The 17661-nt window shown below is 63.6% G+C and carries 21 protein-coding genes; 6 read left to right on the forward strand and 15 right to left on the reverse strand.

All coding sequences use genetic code 11. From position 1 onward, the window contains the following. Positions 1 to 9 precede the first annotated feature (9 nt). Positions 10 to 477: a hypothetical protein gene (locus tag OPC11_RS13970; protein ID WP_264782307.1), complete on the forward strand. Its 468-nt coding sequence runs from the start codon at positions 10 to 12 to the stop codon at positions 475 to 477. 26 nt (positions 478 to 503) lie between these two features. Here OPC11_RS13970 and OPC11_RS13975 read toward each other — a convergent pair whose 3' ends face one another. From OPC11_RS13975 to OPC11_RS13990, 4 genes are all read right to left on the reverse strand, one after another. Further along, positions 504 to 956, reverse strand: coding sequence for a peroxiredoxin (locus OPC11_RS13975; protein ID WP_264782308.1), 453 nt, complete (start codon positions 954 to 956; stop codon positions 504 to 506). 46 nt (positions 957 to 1002) lie between these two features. Then, positions 1003 to 1440, reverse strand: coding sequence for an Hsp20/alpha crystallin family protein (locus tag OPC11_RS13980; RefSeq protein ID WP_264782309.1), 438 nt, complete (start codon positions 1438 to 1440; stop codon positions 1003 to 1005). Between the two features lie 134 nt (positions 1441 to 1574). Continuing rightward, positions 1575 to 2381, reverse strand: a complete 807-nt coding sequence (gene pheA, locus OPC11_RS13985; protein WP_264782310.1) for a prephenate dehydratase — start codon at positions 2379 to 2381, stop codon at positions 1575 to 1577. A 48-nt stretch (positions 2382 to 2429) separates the two neighbouring features. Then, positions 2430 to 2726, reverse strand: coding sequence for a hypothetical protein (locus OPC11_RS13990; protein WP_264782311.1), 297 nt, complete (start codon positions 2724 to 2726; stop codon positions 2430 to 2432). Positions 2727 to 2909: 183 nt separating this feature from the next. Here OPC11_RS13990 and OPC11_RS13995 point away from each other — a divergent pair, with 183 nt between their 5' ends. Then, positions 2910 to 3233, forward strand: coding sequence for a rubredoxin-like domain-containing protein (locus OPC11_RS13995; RefSeq protein ID WP_007982253.1), 324 nt, complete (start codon positions 2910 to 2912; stop codon positions 3231 to 3233). A 52-nt stretch (positions 3234 to 3285) separates the two neighbouring features. Continuing rightward, positions 3286 to 4182 (forward strand): ketopantoate reductase family protein, encoded by an 897-nt coding sequence (locus tag OPC11_RS14000; protein WP_264782312.1) that lies wholly within the window; start codon positions 3286 to 3288, stop codon positions 4180 to 4182. A 62-nt stretch (positions 4183 to 4244) separates the two neighbouring features. On the opposite strand, the gene OPC11_RS14005 is transcribed toward OPC11_RS14000, so the two are convergent. From OPC11_RS14005 to OPC11_RS14020, 4 genes are all read right to left on the reverse strand, one after another. Then, complete coding sequence (locus tag OPC11_RS14005; RefSeq protein WP_007982249.1) at positions 4245 to 5294, reverse strand: flippase-like domain-containing protein; 1050 nt, start codon at positions 5292 to 5294, stop codon at positions 4245 to 4247. 1 nt (position 5295) lies between these two features. After that, a complete protein-coding gene (locus OPC11_RS14010) occupies positions 5296 to 6798 on the reverse strand; it encodes a sulfatase (RefSeq protein WP_007982248.1) in 1503 nt (500 codons plus the stop codon). 81 nt (positions 6799 to 6879) lie between these two features. Further along, positions 6880 to 7239 (reverse strand): NifU family protein, encoded by a 360-nt coding sequence (locus tag OPC11_RS14015; RefSeq protein ID WP_007982247.1) that lies wholly within the window; start codon positions 7237 to 7239, stop codon positions 6880 to 6882. A 124-nt stretch (positions 7240 to 7363) separates the two neighbouring features. Next, positions 7364 to 7702, reverse strand: coding sequence for a DUF5783 family protein (locus OPC11_RS14020; RefSeq protein ID WP_264782313.1), 339 nt, complete (start codon positions 7700 to 7702; stop codon positions 7364 to 7366). Positions 7703 to 7801: 99 nt separating this feature from the next. Between OPC11_RS14020 and OPC11_RS14025 the strand changes: the two genes are divergently transcribed. Beyond that, positions 7802 to 8590, forward strand: coding sequence for an N-acyl homoserine lactonase family protein (locus OPC11_RS14025; protein ID WP_264782314.1), 789 nt, complete (start codon positions 7802 to 7804; stop codon positions 8588 to 8590). A 23-nt stretch (positions 8591 to 8613) separates the two neighbouring features. Here the strand turns inward: OPC11_RS14025 and OPC11_RS14030 are convergent, their stop codons facing one another. Genes OPC11_RS14030 through hemC form a run of 3 tightly spaced genes read right to left on the reverse strand, consistent with a single transcriptional unit; the run spans position 8614 to position 11891 of the window. Beyond that, entirely contained in the window at positions 8614 to 10026 is a 1413-nt protein-coding gene (locus OPC11_RS14030; protein ID WP_264782315.1) for a DHH family phosphoesterase, read from the reverse strand. A gap of 27 nt (positions 10027 to 10053) precedes the next feature. Next, complete coding sequence (locus OPC11_RS14035) at positions 10054 to 10794, reverse strand: uroporphyrinogen-III synthase (protein WP_264782316.1); 741 nt, start codon at positions 10792 to 10794, stop codon at positions 10054 to 10056. Then, positions 10791 to 11891 carry a hydroxymethylbilane synthase gene (gene hemC / locus OPC11_RS14040; protein ID WP_007982240.1) on the reverse strand — a complete coding sequence of 367 codons (1101 nt, stop codon included), beginning with the start codon at positions 11889 to 11891 and terminating at the stop codon, positions 10791 to 10793. Before hemC ends, OPC11_RS14035 begins: the two co-directional genes overlap by 4 nt. Positions 11892 to 12036: 145 nt before the next feature. Between hemC and OPC11_RS14045 the strand changes: the two genes are divergently transcribed. After that, entirely contained in the window at positions 12037 to 12357 is a 321-nt protein-coding gene (locus OPC11_RS14045; protein ID WP_264782317.1) for a HalOD1 output domain-containing protein, read from the forward strand. Positions 12358 to 12407: 50 nt separating this feature from the next. Here the strand turns inward: OPC11_RS14045 and OPC11_RS14050 are convergent, their stop codons facing one another. Next, positions 12408 to 13244: a helix-turn-helix domain-containing protein gene (locus OPC11_RS14050; protein WP_264782318.1), complete on the reverse strand. Its 837-nt coding sequence runs from the start codon at positions 13242 to 13244 to the stop codon at positions 12408 to 12410. 487 nt (positions 13245 to 13731) lie between these two features. Between OPC11_RS14050 and OPC11_RS14055 the strand changes: the two genes are divergently transcribed. Further along, positions 13732 to 14271: an NUDIX domain-containing protein gene (locus OPC11_RS14055; protein ID WP_264782319.1), complete on the forward strand. Its 540-nt coding sequence runs from the start codon at positions 13732 to 13734 to the stop codon at positions 14269 to 14271. Positions 14272 to 14284: 13 nt separating this feature from the next. On the opposite strand, the gene OPC11_RS14060 is transcribed toward OPC11_RS14055, so the two are convergent. The 3 genes from OPC11_RS14060 to OPC11_RS14070 all read right to left on the reverse strand — a co-directional run bounded on the left by OPC11_RS14060 (position 14285) and on the right by OPC11_RS14070 (position 17659). Further along, the gene (locus OPC11_RS14060; protein ID WP_069450929.1) at positions 14285 to 14743 is read right to left on the reverse strand and encodes a hypothetical protein; all 459 of its coding nucleotides are present in this window, start codon (positions 14741 to 14743) and stop codon (positions 14285 to 14287) included. 163 nt (positions 14744 to 14906) lie between these two features. Further along, positions 14907 to 16247 carry a glutamate-1-semialdehyde 2,1-aminomutase gene (locus OPC11_RS14065; protein WP_264782530.1) on the reverse strand — a complete coding sequence of 447 codons (1341 nt, stop codon included), beginning with the start codon at positions 16245 to 16247 and terminating at the stop codon, positions 14907 to 14909. A gap of 227 nt (positions 16248 to 16474) precedes the next feature. Beyond that, complete coding sequence (locus OPC11_RS14070) at positions 16475 to 17659, reverse strand: aspartate kinase (protein ID WP_264782320.1); 1185 nt, start codon at positions 17657 to 17659, stop codon at positions 16475 to 16477. Positions 17660 to 17661 lie beyond the last annotated feature (2 nt).

Below are 17661 nucleotides of genomic sequence, written 5' to 3' on the forward strand. Positions count from 1 at the left end.
GGCCAGCTCGTGGGCGAGTTCGCCGAGACCGTACGCGATTACGTCCGCGATACCCTCGCCGAGCGACTGCCGCGGTTCGACTGGGAGACCGAACATCGCATCCGGCGAACACCCGTCGATGTCGTCGGGCGAACCGACGACCGCTTCGTCGCCGTCGAACTGGAGTGGCGCAGGGCCGACCCCGTGAACAACACGGCGAAACTGTTCTACTACGTCGATTCGGGCGAATTGGACGGATACGACCGAATTTCGGTCGTACAGGTGTTTACGGGGTACTACGACCTGTCGTCGGGCGGCGTCTCCTCGAAGCGCGAAATCGCGGAGTTCGTCGGGACCGTCACGGCCGATTCGTTCGAGCACGTCTCGTTTTCTCCCGTGACGTTCGGACTCGAACCGCCGAAGCGAGGTGGCGAGTGGCCCGACGGGTGGCGGGCCGTCGCGGACGAGACGGTTCGAGAAATCGTTCGAGATATCTGAGTCGGTCGGGGAAAAATCAGCGGCGCTTATTCCAAGGCGACGAGTTCCTCGTCGAGCATCTCCTGCAGGACGTCCCGAGCGTGCCCGTCGGGGTCCACGCCGGGGTAGAACGCCTGCACTTCGCCGTCCGCGACGACGAACGTCGTTCGCGGGGTGAATCCGTTCTCGACTTCGACGCCGAACGCGTCCGCGATATCGCCGCCGGGGTCGGCCAATAGGTCGAAATCGAGGTCGAATTTCTCGGCGAACGCCTCGTGGCTCTCCACGTCGTCAGTGGAGACGCCGTACACGGTCACGCCCGCGTCGTGGTAGGTCTCGAGTTCCGTGTTGAACTGCTTCGCCTCGACGGTGCATCCCGGCGTGTCGTCGCGCGGATAGAAGTACACGACCGTCGGTTCCTCGAAGGACGGGGAAACCGTCTCGCCGTGCTGGTTCTTCGCGGTTACCTCGGGTGCGTCGTCGCCTGCATCGAGCGTCATATACGGCGATTGCGGCCGAATTGACAAGCCGTTTGTGGTCCCGGAATCAGTTGACTTCGATGTCGTGGGACTCGTCGCCGCCGCTCGCCTTCGGAAGCGTCACGGTCAGCACGCCGTTTCGGTACTCCGCCGAGACGCTCGATTCGTCCACCGCTTCGGGGAGCGTCAGCGTTCGACTCACCGACTGCTGGCGTCGCTCGCGTCGGAGGTAATCCTCGTCGCCTTCCTCGGTTTCGGCCCCGCTCTCGGCCGCGATTCGGAGGCGGTCGCCCCGAAGCGAGATGTCGATGTCGTCCTTCTCGAAGCCCGGCAGGTCGGCGGTCACGACGAACTTCTCGTCGTGGTCCGCCACGTCGAGGGACATGCCGCCGGGTTGCCAGCCCATCCCCTTGGAACCGAACTGGTCACCCATGGTCTCGAACTGGCGGCCCATTCGTTCGAACAACTCTTCGATTTCGTCGAAAGGATTTCTGCGTCCGGCCATTGTATCGCCTCGTCGGACGTTCGACGCGCGACGGCTTAAAAATTCACGCCGACCGACATCAGCGACCACAGCGAGCACCACCACAATGTCACAGCGACCGTCACCAGCGACACACAGCGACCGACAGACGGCCGTTAGCCGTCGAGAACGTGTTGGGTATCGTACGAGCCGAGGCGACGCACCCACCCGTTTTCGGCGAGGGATTCGACCTCCGCGAGGGCTTCCTCCGCGCGCTCCTCGTACAGCCCCGCCTCGAAATCGAGGTGGAACACGTAGTCGCCCAGTCGTTCGCCGCTCGGGCGCGACTCGACGCGAGTGAGGTTGATTGCGCGCTCTGCGAACGGTTCGAGGAGCGAGAGCAACAGACCCGGATAGTTCGCGCCGGGATAGACGACCAGCGAGGATTTTCCTCCCGCGCGTGAGCGCTCGTCCGCGGGCGCGACGACGAAGAAACGGGTCGCGTTCGACGTTCGTTCCTGGATGTCTTCCGCCAGAACCTCCAACTCCTCGGCGTTGTCGGGGTGAGCGATGGCGGCGACGGACGAGTCGGCGCGGGCGTGTTCGACGCCGCGGGCGGTGCTCGTCACCGCCTCCCGCTTCGCGTCGGGGTACTCGGTTTCGAGGTAGGACCGACACTGGGCGAGCGCCTGCGCGTGGCTGGCGACCGTATCGAACTCCGCGCTCTGTGCCATCAGGGCGTGGCGGATCGGCGTCACGAGTTCGCGGACGACCGCGACGTCGTTGTCGGCGAGGGCGTCTAGCGTTCCCGTAACGCTCCCTTCGATGCTGTTCTCGATGGGGACGACGCCGCGGGGATAGTCGCCGTCGGCGACCGCCTCGACGATGCCGGTGACGGACTCCAGAAACTCGACGTCCTCCGCGACCGCGCTCGCGGCCCGGTGTGAGTACGTGCCCGCCGGTCCGAGGGTAACTGCTTGCATGCCGGGGAATTTCGGTCGGGTGGTCAAAAGCCCGTCGGGGACGGTAGATTATGCGTGTTCCGCCGCGGTCGTCCGGTCCACCAGCTCGTAGAAGCCGCTCGCCCCGTCTCGGTCCTCCCGGTCTCGATACACGAAGGCGAGTTCTTCGGCCTCGAACTCCCGCAACCATTCGCGCCAACTGATGGTCGATAGCTCGTCGCCGTCCGTGTCCGGGAATTTGATTCGAAGATACCCGACGCTGTGGTCGCACATCTCGGCCGTTGCCGGACTGCCGTCGTGTTTCTCCACCCACTTCGTTATCGTCTCGTGGTTCGTCGTCACCTGCCCGTAAATCGTATCGGTCACATCGCGCGACATGAGTATTCTCGGTTCGACCGTTGATTCGACCGATTTCGGCGTGAGTTCCGTGGTTGCACATTCAGGGACGGTTTATTATCGCTTCCCGACCCCGATATCGAGGGGAACGAGACGCCGACGAAACCCGAGACGGCGGTCGGATTTAAGGCGAAGAACGGAGAAGAGTCAACCATGGTGAGTGATTCAGGAGAGACGCCGGACGAGGATATCGACGTGGAAGAAGTCGAACTCGGACAGCCGGTTCACGACGAGGACGGAAACAAACTCGGTACCATCCGTGGGTTCGACGAGGACGGGTTCTACGTCACGATACGAGAGGGCTACGAAGCACTCTCCATCGGTCACGCACGCGCTGGCCACGATTTCGGTGAAGCGGAACTGATGTGGCGCTGTTCGGACTGCGGCGAGATGGGCGACTTGGACGACAACCTGCCGAACACCTGTCCCAACTGCGGCGCGCCGAAAGAGGACCTCTACTACTGGACGGAAGACTGAGACGACACCGGCAGACGCCCTACTTTTTCACCCACCGCTTCCTCGGTCGAGTATGAACTTCGTCGTGTTCGGTGCGGGAAGCCTCGGAACGCTGGTCGGCGGCCTGCTCGCCCGCGAACACGCGGTGACGCTCGTCGCCCGCGACCCGCACGCGACCGCCGTCCGCGAATCCGGGCTCTCCGTCGCGGGCGAATTCGACTTCCTCGTGGGGGCGGACGCGACCACCGACGGAACCGACCGCCGCGCCGATTGCGCCATCGTGACCGTCAAAGCGTTTCACACCGAAACCGCCGCGCGCGAGTTGGCGACGGGCGAGTTCGACGCCGTGCTGTCGCTCCAGAACGGGATGGGAAACGAGGACCTGCTTGCGGCGCACCTCGACTGCCCCGTTCTCGCCGGAACCGCGACTTACGGTGCGGTCCTGACCGAACCGGGCCGCGTCGAATGTACCGGAATCGGCGAGGTCGTCCTCGGGGCACGCGACGGCGGGCAGTCCGACCCGGCCGACCGCATCGGGACCGCGTTCTCCGCGGCGGGAATCGAGACGACCGTCGCGGACGACATGCCCCGACGGCTGTGGGAAAAGCTCGCCGTGAACGCGGGCATCAACCCGACGACGGCCCTCGCACGGGTGGAAAACGGTACGCTTCGCTCCGGCGACGCAGAGGAAATCGCCGCGACGGCGGCCCGTGAAACGGCCGCTGTCGCCCGATCGGAGGGCGTCGAACTACCCGACGAGGACGCGGTGGCGGCGGTGCGGACGGTCGCCGAGGCGACCGCCGCGAACACCTCCTCGATGCGCCAAGACGTCGAGGCGGGCCGCCGAACCGAAATCGACGCGATAAACGGCTACGTCGTCGCACGCGGGGAAAAGCGGGATATCGACACGCCCGTCAACCGAACGCTCGCCGGACTCGTAAAAGCGTGGGAGCGGGAGAACGGACCGTAGAGAGGACAGAACGTGGGAGTGCAGAACGCGAGAGGTGCGGAACGTAGGGAGTGCGGTGGGTCTTATGAGCGCATGATGACGAACAGCGACGCGATGCCGCCGATGAGGAGGACGAACCAGTAACTCGCCACGCGATAGACGATGGCGGCGGCCACGCCCGAACTCCACGGAATCGCCGGAACGAGCGCGACGATGAGGACGGTCAGCGCCGCCTCGACGCCCGCAAGTCCGCCCGGCGTCGGCGTCAGTCCGGCCAACGTGCTCGCCGGAACGATGAAGAGCACGAGCACCAGCGGGAGCGGCAGGCCGAGCGCCCGCCCCGCGAAGTACAGCGGCAGGGCGAAGAAAATCCAGCCGGTGTACGAGAAGACGAGCGCGAACAGCAGTTCGCGCGGCTCGTTCGCGATTCGTTCGAGGGAATTGTAGAAGCGGTCGATGCGTTTTCGAATCCCCTCGACGGTGATGCGAGACGTGCGAGTCGCAATCGGTGCCGCGAGTCGAATCACGAGGTCCTCGACGCGCTGTCGATACCGCCATCCGACGTACGCAATCGCCGGGACGCCGAACGCCAGCACCACGAGTCCCTGCGCGAGCGTCTTCGCGTTGTCGGGGAGCGACGCGCGGATGAGCAGGTAGCTCAGGCCGAGCGCCGCGAAGTTGAAGAACGGCAGGAGGTTGAGCAGGTCCGCCGTCACGACGCTGGCGAGGCTATCCTCGTAACTCGCCTCCGTGTCCCGCGAGAGGATGTAGGCGATGAACGGTTCGCCGCCAGCCTGCCCTAACGGGGTGACGTAGTTGGCGAACGTCGCCGCGAGGTAGGTGACGACGAGGCGTCGAAACTCGACTTGGATGTCGAGCACCGCGAGGACGATCTGCCACGCCTTTCCCCACGCGGCGAGGCCGAGAAACGTCGAAAGGCACGCCACCCAGACCCACGTGTAGTCCGCGCCCTCCAAGGTGTCGAGTACCCGCCGCCACCCGGAGGCGACGACGAGCAGGTAGATGAGGACGACCGCGACGACGAACCCCAGCAGTAGCTTGCCGGTCCCCAATCGCTCCGACAGTCCTGCGGACAGCGCCTTCCCGCCGTCCGGAGCCGACTCGTCCGTCACGTTAGTCGATGTAACCGAGGTCTTGGAGTCGGTCCTTGGCGTCGTCGCTCATGTCGCCGAGCACGTCGTCGTCGGAGACCTCCTTCCACTCGCCGCCGACCGTCTCCTCGAACGCGGAGAGGGCGGCTTCGAGTTCGACCTCTTCCTCGGTTCCCTCGCCCGTTACGTCGTTCAACTCGCCGGGGTCGTCGTCCAGTTTGTAGAACTCGTCCTCGATGCGCTCGTTGCGGATGTATTTGGCGTCCGGCCGCCGCGCGGCCCGCATCCGCGAGTAGAAGCGCGAGTTTTCGTCCAGCGTGATGTTCGCGCGCTTCGCCTTCTCCTCCAGCTGTTTCAGTTCGACCACCGGACGGTAGTACTCCACGAACGCACACTCGCCGTCGCCCGGCACGTCCTCGGCGAACGAGCGGTAGTCCGCGTTGAGAAGCGACCGCGCCTCGTCGAGCGGTCGGGTCGAGTTCGACCCGGAGACGCCCGTGTGGTCGAGGACGGTGTGGTACAGGTCGATGAGTTCGACCTGTTCGTCGCTCACGCCGGGGTCCATCTCGGGATGCTTGACCATCAGCGGGACGTTGACGAGCGGGTCGTAGATGCAGAATTCGTGGCCGTACAGGTCGTGTTCGCCGTGCAGTTCGCCGTGGTCCGCACAGACGACGACCATCGTGTCGTCCCACTCGTCGTTCTCCTTGAGCCACGAGAAGAGACGCTGGAGTTGGTCGTCGATGTGGCGGATTTCGGCGTCGTAGAGGCCCTGAATCGCACCCCATTCCTTGTCGCTGATGTCGCGCGCGCCGCAGTTGTACTCCTTCGAGTTCTGGCACACCTTCGTCGAATCGACGTTGGGCGCGAACTCCTCACGGTACTCCTTGGGCGGATGGTACGGCAGGTGGGCGTCCATCAGGTTGATGAACGAAAAGTACGGGCCGTCCGAGTCGTCGATGAACTCGATGGTCTGGTCGATGACCTGCGGCGTCTTCGAGTCCGCACCGTCGCCGCTGGCGAGATACTCGTGAGCCACGTTGCCGAGGCTGACGAGTTTGTCGGCGACCTTCCGAAGCGACTCGTTGTCGTTCATCGTCTTCCACGCCTTCGCCATCGGGCCCGAGAGGAAGTCCCCCGGCATCACTTCGAAGAAGTTGTCTTGATCGTCGAAGCCGTCCGTCAGGTGCGTGTACGGCGTAATCCACGCGTTAGAGGAGTAACACGCCGTGTCGTATCCGGCGGCGGAGAGGGTCTGTGCGAGCGTCGTCGCCCCCTCAAGATAGGGATTTTCTTGGCTCGCGCCGTGTTCGCTGGGATACATTCCAGTGAACAGGGAGGCATGCACCGGTAAGGTCCAAGGAGCGGGAGAAACCGCTTGCTCGAAGACGGTCGCTTCCTCCGCGAACCGTTCGAGGCCCGGCGTCGTCGGGCGGTCGTATCCGTAGACGGAGAGGTGGTCCTTACGCACCGTGTCCATCACAACGAATACGACGTTTTGCGCCGCGGCGTCGTCGTTCGTCATACTGTCGCCTGCTACACCGTCCGGTGGGATAAATATCGTGATTCAGCGCCTGGAATCGGCCGAAAGGTAAAAATATCGGGACTAGAAGGGAGCCTGCGGACCTTCGTCGTCCTCGTCGTCCCCGCTCGACTCGCCGGGGAAGGACGGACTCATACCGCCGCCCATTCCGCCATCGCCGCCCATACCGGTTTCCGCGATGACTTTGTTGATTTCGGGAATCTCTTTCACCATGCGGCTCTTGATGGCCTGAATCGTCATCGGGGAGATGCCACAACCACTGCACGCACCGCCCAGCATGATGGTGACTTCACCGGTTTCGCGGTCGATCTGCTGGATTGCAGCACTCCCGCCGTGCATCTGAATCTGCGGGAAGTTACGGCGCAGGAAGTTGCTGACCCGTTCTTCGAGGTCGTCTCCGTCTTCCTGAGTCTCGGTACTCATGTGTCGGAGTATGGTGCCAGCATCCTTAGGCCTTTCCACTGTCTCACGGTCGAAATCCGGCACGAATCGCCGATGAGTCGTGACTTTTCGGCGATTTCAACGAGGTAGAAAACCGCAAGCGTCGTCAGTTTTCGTTCGGGTCGGTCGGGTCGAATCCGAACACACGTGCCAGTTCGTACTCCAACCGCTCGACGTACACCGAAAGCGTCTCTTCGAGTTTCTCGTCCTCCACGACGACGCTCCGCACGCGGTCGGTCGGGTTCTCGGGGAGTTCGATGCGGAACTCGCCGTCCCCCTCGTAGAACGGCTCGCTCTCGTTCAGCACCTCCTGGTCGATGGCGTGGATGAGTTTGGAATCGTACCGCTCGTTCATGTAGTTGAAGGCGTTCTTGTACCCGCGCTGAAGTTCGTTGAAGTAATGGACGTACTTGTCCTCGAACTTCTCGGCATCGAATTCGGCCATGACTGGAACGTGGGGAGGAGGAAGTAAAAATGCGGGCGATTCGAGTGTCACAGTCTCCAAACCGAGAGGGATTATGTCATACGGAACAACGGTCATGGTATGCCGGAAGTCACGCTCATCGACCGCGGCCGCGTTCGCGCCGACACCGCCTACGTCATCGACGGCTATTCGATGGCGAGCGCAGAGAACCCGAACCCCGACCACGAACGCATCGACTTCGTGGTCTGGAACGCCGTCGTCGAGACGGATGCCGGAACGTTCCTCTGGGACACCGGGTGCCCGACGGACGCGGCGGAGTACTGGCCCGACCCGCTGTACGGCGCGTTCGAAGCCTACGACGCCGAGGAGCACCCGCTCGAAGGGGACCTCGCGGACGCTGGCTACGACATAGCGGACATCGATGCCGTCGTGATGAGTCACCTCCACCTCGACCACGCCGGGCAACTCGGGGCGTTCGAGGGCCGCGACGTCCCCGTCTACGTCCACGAGGAGGAACTGAAGTTCGCCTACTACTCCGCGAAGACGGACGACGGGTCGATAGCCTACCTCGCCTTGGATTTCGACCGCGACCTGAACTGGGAAATCGTCCACCGTGATACGCACACCGTGGCCGACGGGTTCGAACTCCTCCACTTACCGGGACACACTCCCGGCGTGCTCGGCGCGCGAATCGAGACGGACGAGGGGACGCTGCTCATCGCGGGTGACGAAGCCTACGTCGATGCGAACTACGCCGACGAAGTTCCGCTCGGTCCCGGCCTCCTCTGGAGCGAACGCGCGTGGCGCGACAGCCTGTACACGCTGAAGGAACTCGAACGTGTCCACGACGCGGACGTGCTTCACGGCCACGACCTCGAACGGTTCGAGGAACTGGCGGCGAAATACTGAACACCGATATCGCGTTCGAAAACCTACCCGAGTTGCTCGCCGACCAGTTCGTCGGCGTGTTCGATGAATTCTTTTTCTTTCCCTTTCGGAACCGTCGCACCCGCCGCGACGTTGTGGCCGCCGCCGTCACCGCCGACGGCTTGAGAGGCCGTTTTCATCACGACCGAGAGGTCCAAACCCTTCCGGGTGAGGGCGGGCGTCCCGCGCGCGGAGACTTTGACCTCCTCGTCGTTCTTCTCGGCAAAGGCGAGAATCGGGACGTTCCGGTCGATGCCGTTCGCGCCGACGGCCATGCCCGCCACGATGCCGACGATGGTTTCGCGCACCCGGTCTTCCGCGTGGAACCACTGGACGTGTTCCTCCTTCGTGACGCCCTCCGATTGGACCCAACTGATGGCCTCCGAGAGGTTTCGTCGGTGGTTTTTCAGCAGCGTCCGCGCCCGCTCCAAGGCGGCCTCGCGGTCGCCGAGACAGACCGCGAGGCCGACGTCCGCCCGGTCGTAGCGCGCCGTCGCGTTGAGCAAAGTGGAAAACTCACTCACGTCGCGGAGTTCGGTCCCCTCCGGTTCCGCGGCGAGCGTGTAGGTGGTGCCGACCAGTCCCTCGATTTTGCTCGCCGAGACGCCCTTCCGCATCGCGCGCTGGACGAGCGCGCTGGCGACGGTCTGGCGTTCGTCGGCCGTCAAATCGACCCAGCGCCGCCAGTCGCCGTCCTCCTTGAGGTCGATGCCGACGCCATCGAGGAACCTGAGGACGCCGTTCTGGTCGTTCGAGATGCCGGGGATGTACACGTCCGTCGCGTACTCCAGCAGTTTCGGTAGCGGACGCGTCTGCTTGCCGTACAGCGCGAGGTCGGTGCCGGTTTCGACGACGCCCGCGTCGATTCCCTCCTCCACGATACCCGTGTTCGCGCCGACGAGTTCGCCGTCCGAAATCTGCATGTCGCCGACAGCGCCGACGACGGCGAGCGCCGCGAGGTCACGGTTGTCTCCCGCTTCGGGTTCGAGCGCTCGGGCGAGAACGTAGCTTGCGCCAGCACCCGAAAGTTCGGACGAGCCGTCGAGACCGAACAGGAGCGGATTGAGATGGAACTCCGTGTCCGCGTCCGCCGGTTGGTGGTGGTCCGCGATGACGGGTTCGAAGTCGCCCGCCGACTCGTGTTCCGCGATGATGTCGAGTTGCCCGCTGCCGAAGTCGGTGAAGAGGACGGTCTCGTGGTCGGTCGCCGCGATTGCCGCGAGCGCCTCGGCGTCGAGCTGTTTGCAGAACACCGTTTCGAACGGAAGTCCCGCGCGTTCGAGGGCGGATGATGCGATGGCCGCGCTCGTCAACCCGTCGGCGTCGATGTGCGAGGCGAGCAGTACGTCGTCCGCGTCGCGTAATCGGTCCGCACAGGCCGCCGCACGCGCGCTCAATTCCGGAACTGGGCCGCTCATAGATAGGTCCTTGTCACGGCTTCCGGTTTAAACTTCAGCCTCGTCGCCACCGTCGGTAATGCGTTCGACCGCTTCGCGCGCCAACCGGTCGAAGGAGGCCGTTTCCGGGACGACATCGACGCGGATGTCCAGTTCGCTGGCGGTATCGTGCGTCGGGTCGCCGATGGCACCGACGGTCGCGTCTTCGAGACCGTCCACGGCCTCCGCTCGGATTCCGCGTTGCTCGGCGGCGTCAAGGAAGTGGTGCACGGTGAGCGAGGACGTGAACAGCGCGCCGTCGAGGTCGCCGTCCGCGGCGATTTCCGCCGAGCGACCCGACCCCTCGGGGCGGACGAGTTCGTACAGCACCGTTTCGTGAACGTCCGCACCGGCGTCCGCGAGACCGTCGGTCAGCACCTCGCTCCCGTGGTCGCTCCGTGCGACCTCGACCGATTTGCCGTCCACGCGGTCGGCGAGGGTTGTAACGAGACCTCGTGAGGAGAACTCATCGGGGACGATATCCACGTCGTAGCCGTACTCGCGGAGCGTCGCGGCGGTGCGCTCGCCGATGGCACAGACGGTCGCATCGCCCGGACTCCATCCGGCCTCGTGTGCGAGTTCGACGCCGGTCTTGCTCGTCAGAACGACGTACTCCGCGTGTTGTGGGGCGTCGTCGGTCGGGCGGACCGCGAGCATCGGGTCGGGAACGGGGTCGGCACCGAGCGATTCGAGTAGGTCCACCGCCTCGTCGAGGCGTTCGTCGTCCGGGCGGAAGACGGCGACCTTCATTCGCTCCCCTCGCGCGCCGCCGCGATGAGGTCGCGGGCACCGCGGTCCGCGAGCTCTTCTGCCACCTTCTTCGCGCCGGTGACGTGCGTTTCGACCGGCACGTCGCGCTTTATCGAGATGACCTCGGAGCCGTCCTGACTGAACACCTGCGCCTCGACGTGGACGTTTTCGCCCTGAATGATGCTGTGAACGCCGATGGGGGCGATACAGCCGCCGTTCAGTTCGCGGAGAATCGTCCGCTCGACGGTCGTTTCGACCCGCGTTCGCGGGTGGTCGAGAACCGTGTGCAGGTCCTGTGCGAGTTCGCCGTCCAACGTCATGACCGCCAGCGCGCCCTGTCCCGGCGCGGGGACGAACTGCTTGGGCGGCAGTCGGTCGTACTCGACGTGATGGGCGAGGCCGCTCCGTTGGAGGCCCGCTTCGGCGAGGACGATGCCGTCGTATTCGGTTTCGATGTCGCGTTCGAGCGCGCGACGCTCGACCTCCGAGAGGTCGTTGAACCACTCGTCGATGGTCTTGTCGTACGGGAACTCGTAGCTGTCTTTCTTCCCGACGTGGCCCTTTCGCTCCTTTTCCTCCTCGGTTCGCTCCTCGTGTTCGGCCTGAAGGACCGGGGCAAGCAGTTTCTCGATTCGCGTATCGACGTTGCCGCGGAGCGGTTTGACGGTGAGGTCGGGGCGGAAGTTCAGCAGTTGGGCCTTCCGTCGAAGGCTGGACGTGCCGACGACGGCACCATCCGGGAGCGCGTCGATGGGCTTTCCGTCCGGCGTCACGAGCACGTCGTTCGCGCTCGCACGCTCGGGGACGGCCGCGACGACCAGTTCGTCCGGGTGGTCGGTCGGCATGTCCTTCATGGAGTGAATCGCGCCGTCCACCTCCTCGTCCAGCACCTCTTGGTCAAGATTACGGACGAATGCGCCCGTTTTCCCGAGTTCCGTGATGAGTGCGTCGTCCAGTTGATCACCCGTCGTCTCCACTTCGACCAGTTCGACCGAGAACCGGCGGTCTTCCAGTGCCGCCTTTACCTCCCCAGACTGTCGGATTGCGAGGTCGGACCCTCGCGTGGCGAGACGAAGTTCCGTTCCGCGATTGCTCATATCCGACACTGAGAACCCGACATTGAAACCACCTTCGCAACCCGTTCAGGCGGATTAGAGAGTGGTCGCGCTCGGAAACGAAGCATCGTTTACTCACATCATCACACTATGTTTATAACAAGGAACCGTGTAGTGGCACATAGTAATGAGTGGAGAGGAATCATCGGCCGATACCGATGATACCGAAGAAATCGTCGAGGTGAGACGGTACGATTGGACCTCCGTGGCACCGAGCATCGCCGTCGCCGAGGTAATCGGCGACGTAAAGAACAGCGATGCAAACGAACTCCCCCCGCTGTACGAGCACATAGACCCGGAAGCACTAGACCGAATCATCGACCCGGAGATAGCGAGCCGGTTCGACACCCTCAATAGGGTTTCGTTCACGTACGACGACTGTCGGGTCACTGTCCGGAGTAACGGGGAAGTGACCGCCCGATGGGACGGGTCGCCGGGGGACGAATGAAATATCGAAGAATATCGACGGCGGTAGCGGAACTATCCCCCCGAGCGCCGTCACCGTTCGTCGGCCATCGGTAGACTACCGGCTGTCCCTAATCCCGTCGCCATCAATCGGCGGGCGATGATCACGATACCGTTGTCGAACCCGCGCCCGAAGACCGCTTTTTCGCTATCGGTTTCGTCGATCGTGATTCCCCGTTCGGAACTGATCAGAATCGTGCGTCCGTCGACGAGCAGGAGCCGACTGATTACCGCATCGTCGTCGGGGTCGACCGGCGACGTGTCCAGCCACTCCAATCCGGAGACGAAGACGGTTGCGTCGGGGAGTTGCTCCTGGATGAACTCGCGTAACGTCTCGTTCGATGTGCCGATGAGAACGTCGATTCCGGACGTGTGAGCCACCCGTAATCGTTCGATGAGGTCGTCGGTGATGGACTTTTCGTGACCGACGATGAGGAGAATCTCGTCCGTGGCCTCCTCGATGAGTTCCTGCGTCCGCGTTCGAATCGGCTCGGTCCCGGCCAGAGCCCAGACTTCGTGCGTCGCGTCCTCCTCGGCGCCCGGTTCCACTGGCTCGATATCGCTCATCGTCTCGACGAGGGTTTCGGTCCGCGATTCGTACTCTTGGCGAAGCGTCTCGGCCGCCTCCTCTACCGAAACCGCTCGAAACTGCTGTGGATTCGAGTGTTGAACCTCGACGAGTCCTTGGGTTTCGAGCGCACGAATCGCGTCGTAGACGCGCGTCCGAGGAACCTCCGAAATTTCGCTTATCTCCTTCGCCGTTCCCTGCGGAATGCGTGTCAACGCGACCAAACATTTCGCCTCGTACTCTTTCAATCCGAGTTGCTGGAGCAATTCGACTGCCTGCTGGTGATTAGATACGTCCTTCATGGGTCCCAACCATGCTACCGGTCGCCGCCGGTGCCGTCTGCGATGTTTTGACGCCGCTCATAAGTCAGTTCCTTTCCTGTCCATTTGACTCGTTTGACAGGTTCGTTTCACCTATTCGTTTAGACCCTTCGTGCGTATGAACGTCACGAATAAAATAACAGATAGTTCGATCCTTACCGTATGGAGGTTCCTCACTTCGAGAAAGAAGCGACAAGTCGGAGTTGCGAGGCAAAAAACCGACACACTGGAAGGACCCCATTCGACGAAAACGGGATTTTCGAAATGGTAAATCATCCCATCATTCACCCGAATAATCACAGTAAGGTTATACCGAGGTAGTTCGAAACGATACTCGGTACGGAGTTCGACAGGGTCCCAACTAACTGTCTCCGTACCACCCTCTTTCCCGTTTCGCTGGCGATAACCGCGGTTGAGGCAACGATTCGTCGAACAGCAGAGTGATAATTGTTTGTGACTGACGTATCGTATGGCGAACGAACGCGAACAGTACGTCGGTCAAATCACGCAGAAAGCCGTCCTCTTCGGCCCGAACGGGAACGTGCTGGTGACGAAAGTAGCGGACCACTGGGAACCCCCGGGAGGCCGATTCGAGTACGGCGAAACGCTCGTCGGCGGACTTCGGCGCGAACTACGGGAGGAACTCGACGTGGACGCCAGAATCGGACCACCGGTCGATGCGACGTACGGCGGATGGGTGGACGCCGAAACCGGAAATCCGATCGTGACGCTCGTCTACCGATGCGAAACGGACGAGACGGAGATAATCCTGAACGATGAGCACGACGGCTACGAGTGGGTTTCGCCCGAAACGGCGGCGGAGCGGCTGAAAGCCATCTTCGGCGGACGAATGGCGCGCGCCGTCGAGCGCGCCGCAACTCTCGACGACGCGGAGCCGTTCGCGGCAGTGACCGACCCTTACGCGGACACGGAGATGACGACGGAAGAAGTGTTGGCGGAGCTCGCCGCCGCGCGTGCCGCGGACCCGCCCGAGACGGGCGATATCTGAGCGCCGCTCCCGGTCACGGAACGCCGAGGTTGTCGTGGCGTTCGCGGAGGTAGTACAGCGCGAAGGGGACGCTCAGGACGAATCCGGCGATGACCGCGGACGAGATATCGCTCGTCAACAGCCAGACGACGACCGCGGCGGCCAGTCCGAGGAGGCCGGTGAGCGCGTAGTTTCCGCTCGGCGGTTCCCAGCCCTGTTCGGCGCGGTGTATCGCCTGCGTGTCCTGAAACACCGCGAACGGAAACACGGCGATGAGGACGGCGAAGGGGATGCCGACCGCGACCAGCGAGACGAGAGCGGCGTGGACGATGGGCGAGTCGTACGTCGAGGGGAGGATGTTCGGTTCCAGCGAGATGGCGAACGCGACCCACGCGACCGTCACGACCCAGAAAACGAACACCACCGGCACCGCCGCAATCCAGTACCACCAGCGCGACTGTACCCGGTCGCCGGAGAGTTTTGGGCGTTGCATCTGTTCGTCACTTGGGACGGAGGGATAAAACGAATGTCGTCTCTCAAACGTCCCCGTCCGGAGAAAGAATCGTCGGAGTCGTCGAGGGTTGTCTGTTAGGTCGGGAGTCTCGTCAGGCAGCGAGTCCGTCGAGTAGAGGGGGTCTCGTCCGGTTCGGCGGCCGTTACAGCGCGTCCTTGTACGCCTCCAGCGTCTGCTCGATGTCCTCCTCGGTGTGAGCGTAGCTGATGAACTGCGATTCGAACTGATTGGCCGTGAGGAAGACCCCTTGGTCGAGCATCGCGGGCCAGAACAGTCGCTCCCAGCGTTCGATTTCGGCGCGGTTCACGTCGCCCTTGTCCTTCGGACAGTACTCGAAGCGAGGACAGTCGGGGTCCTGACTGCATCCGGCCGCACACTGGCCCTCCAAGTCGCGGGGGCCGTCGCGCGTGAAGATGACTTTGAACATGCTGTCCGTGCCGACGACGGTGTACTCCGGCGCGCGGTCTTCGAGGATGTCGGTCAGCCCCGCGCGGAGTTGGTCGCCGAGCGACCGAACGTGGTCGTACACGTCGTTTTTCGCGGCGTAGCGGAGCGTTTCCAGTCCGGCGGTCAGCGAGAGCGGATGGCCGGAGTAGGTGCCCGCCTGAAACACGTCGCCGGTCGGCGCGAACTGCTCGATGATGTCCGCGCGGCCGCCGATGGCACCGACCGGGAACCCGCCGCCGATGACCTTGGCGAGCGTCGTCAGGTCGGGCGTGATGCCGAACTTGCCCTGTGCACACTGCAACCCGCCGATGCGGAACCCGGTCATCACCTCGTCGAAGATGAGCAGGGAGCCGTGGTCCTCCGTCAGCTCGCGGAGGGTCTCCAGATACCCATCGACCGGCGGCACGCTGGCGCAGTTGCCCAGAATCGGCTCGGTGAGGACGCAGGCGATTTCGTCGCCGCGCTCCTCGAAGAGTTCGCGGGCCGCGTCGGCGTCGTTGAACGGGAGCGTGATGGTCTCTTCGGCGAACGCGGGCGGAATCCCGTTCGAACTCGGCTCCGAAGCCATCCCGGCGGTGCCCTGCACGAGCGTCGATTCCTGCGCGCCGTGATAGCCGCCCTGCATGACGACGATTTTGTCGCGTCCGGTGTAGCCGCGGGCGAGGCGCACGGCGGAAGAGGTCGCCTCCGTCCCGCTGTTGACGAACCGAATCATCTCGACGCTCGGGACGTGGCGGGTGACGAATTCGGCGAGTTCCACCTCGACTTCCGTCGGCGCGCCGTACATCGGTCCGTCGGCGAGTTGGGATTGGACGGCCGACTGCACCGGTTGTGGCAGGTCGTGGCCCAACAGAAGCGGCCCGTAGCCCATCACGTAGTCGATGTACTTGTTCCCGTCCGCGTCGATGACGTGTGCGCCGTCGCCGCGTTCGACGAAGAAGGGATACGGTCGGACGGCCCGAACGGGCGAGTTGACGCCGCCCGGCGTCACGGACAGCGCGCGGTCGTACAGGTTTCGAGAGCGCTCGCGGTTCATGTTCGGCCGGTTCGGACTCCCGCGTAAAGTTTGTGTCGAGAAGTGCGCGGGAACGGGGTAGGGGCCGGGTGGAAGCGAGTGGGGTAGAAGCAAGTCGGTCCGGTCCGGACCCATGCTGTACGTTTCCATGCCACCATGTAAGTATCGAATCGGGAGAAAAACGACGCGAGCGGTGAACGAACGTCACGGACGGGAACACAACACCGACCGTCCGATGGCGACCGTCGCTACTGCTGGAAGTGGTTCTGAAGGATTTCGAGGGTCTGTTCCCTGTCGTCCCAGTCCACGAACAGGGCGACGCTGGTCGCGCTGGTGATGAGGTCGTGGATGTTGATGTGCGCTTCCGCGATGGGGTCCACGAGTTCGTGGATGATTCCCGGTTCGTTCGGGAGTTCGCCGCCCGTCACCCGAATCACGGCGATGGGGTCGTCCACCGTCACGCTGGAGAGCGATTCCTCGTCGATGACTTCCTGATGAAGGATGTTCTCGGCGCGTTCGGCCTCCTCCATGTCCACGTAGAACGTGATGCTGTCCATGCCGCTCGCCACCGCGTCGATGTTGATGTTGCCCGTTCCGAGCGCGGTGGAGAGGTCGGCGAGGATGCCGGGGCGGTTTCGAATCGCACGTCCCGCCAAGGTCATGCAGGAAAGCGGCGACTCGCGCATGTCGATGAGGTTCTCGAACTGTCCCGTGACGTTCGTCCCGCCGGCCAGCAGGTCGCCGTGCTGGTAGTGGACGACGCGAACGTGTAGGTTGTCGTCCTTGTACGAGAGCGCCGACGGCGCGACGACCTCCGCTCCGCGGAACGAGAGGTTTCGGAGTTCGTCCACCGTGATTTCGCCGACGTTCCGCGCGCCTTCCACGACGCTCGGGTCGCCGGTCATGACGCCCTCCACGTCGGTGACGATGACCACTTCGTCGGCGTCCATGTAGGTGCCGAGCATCACGGCCGTCGTGTCGCTGCCGCCGCGGCCGAGCGTCGTCACGCCGCCCTCCTCGTTCTCGGCGAGGAATCCGGTGATGACGGGAACGATGCCGTCCAACTCCGACGCGAGTTCGGCGGCGCGTTCCTTCGTCGCCTCGACGTTGACTTCCCCGCGCTTGTCGGTGATGACGGGCCACTGCTCGCTGCCGGGTTCGAGAAACATCGCGTCCACGCCGCGCGCGGACAGGGCGGCCTTGAGCATGCGGACGCTCGTGCGCTCGCCCATGCTGACGATTTCGGCGCGGTCGGGTTCGTCCGCGTCGAAGTGGATTTCGTCGAGGAGTTCGTCGGTCGTGTTGCCCATCGCGCTGGCGACGACGGCGATTTCGTGTCCTGCTTCGACGGCTGCTGCTACTGAATCTGCGGCACGGTTGATGCGGTCACCGCTCCCGAGGCTGGTGCCTCCGAACTTGGCGACTACGCGCACCG

The organism is Haladaptatus sp. T7 (assembly GCF_026008575.1).
Classification (GTDB): Archaea; Halobacteriota; Halobacteria; order Halobacteriales; family Haladaptataceae; genus Haladaptatus; species Haladaptatus paucihalophilus.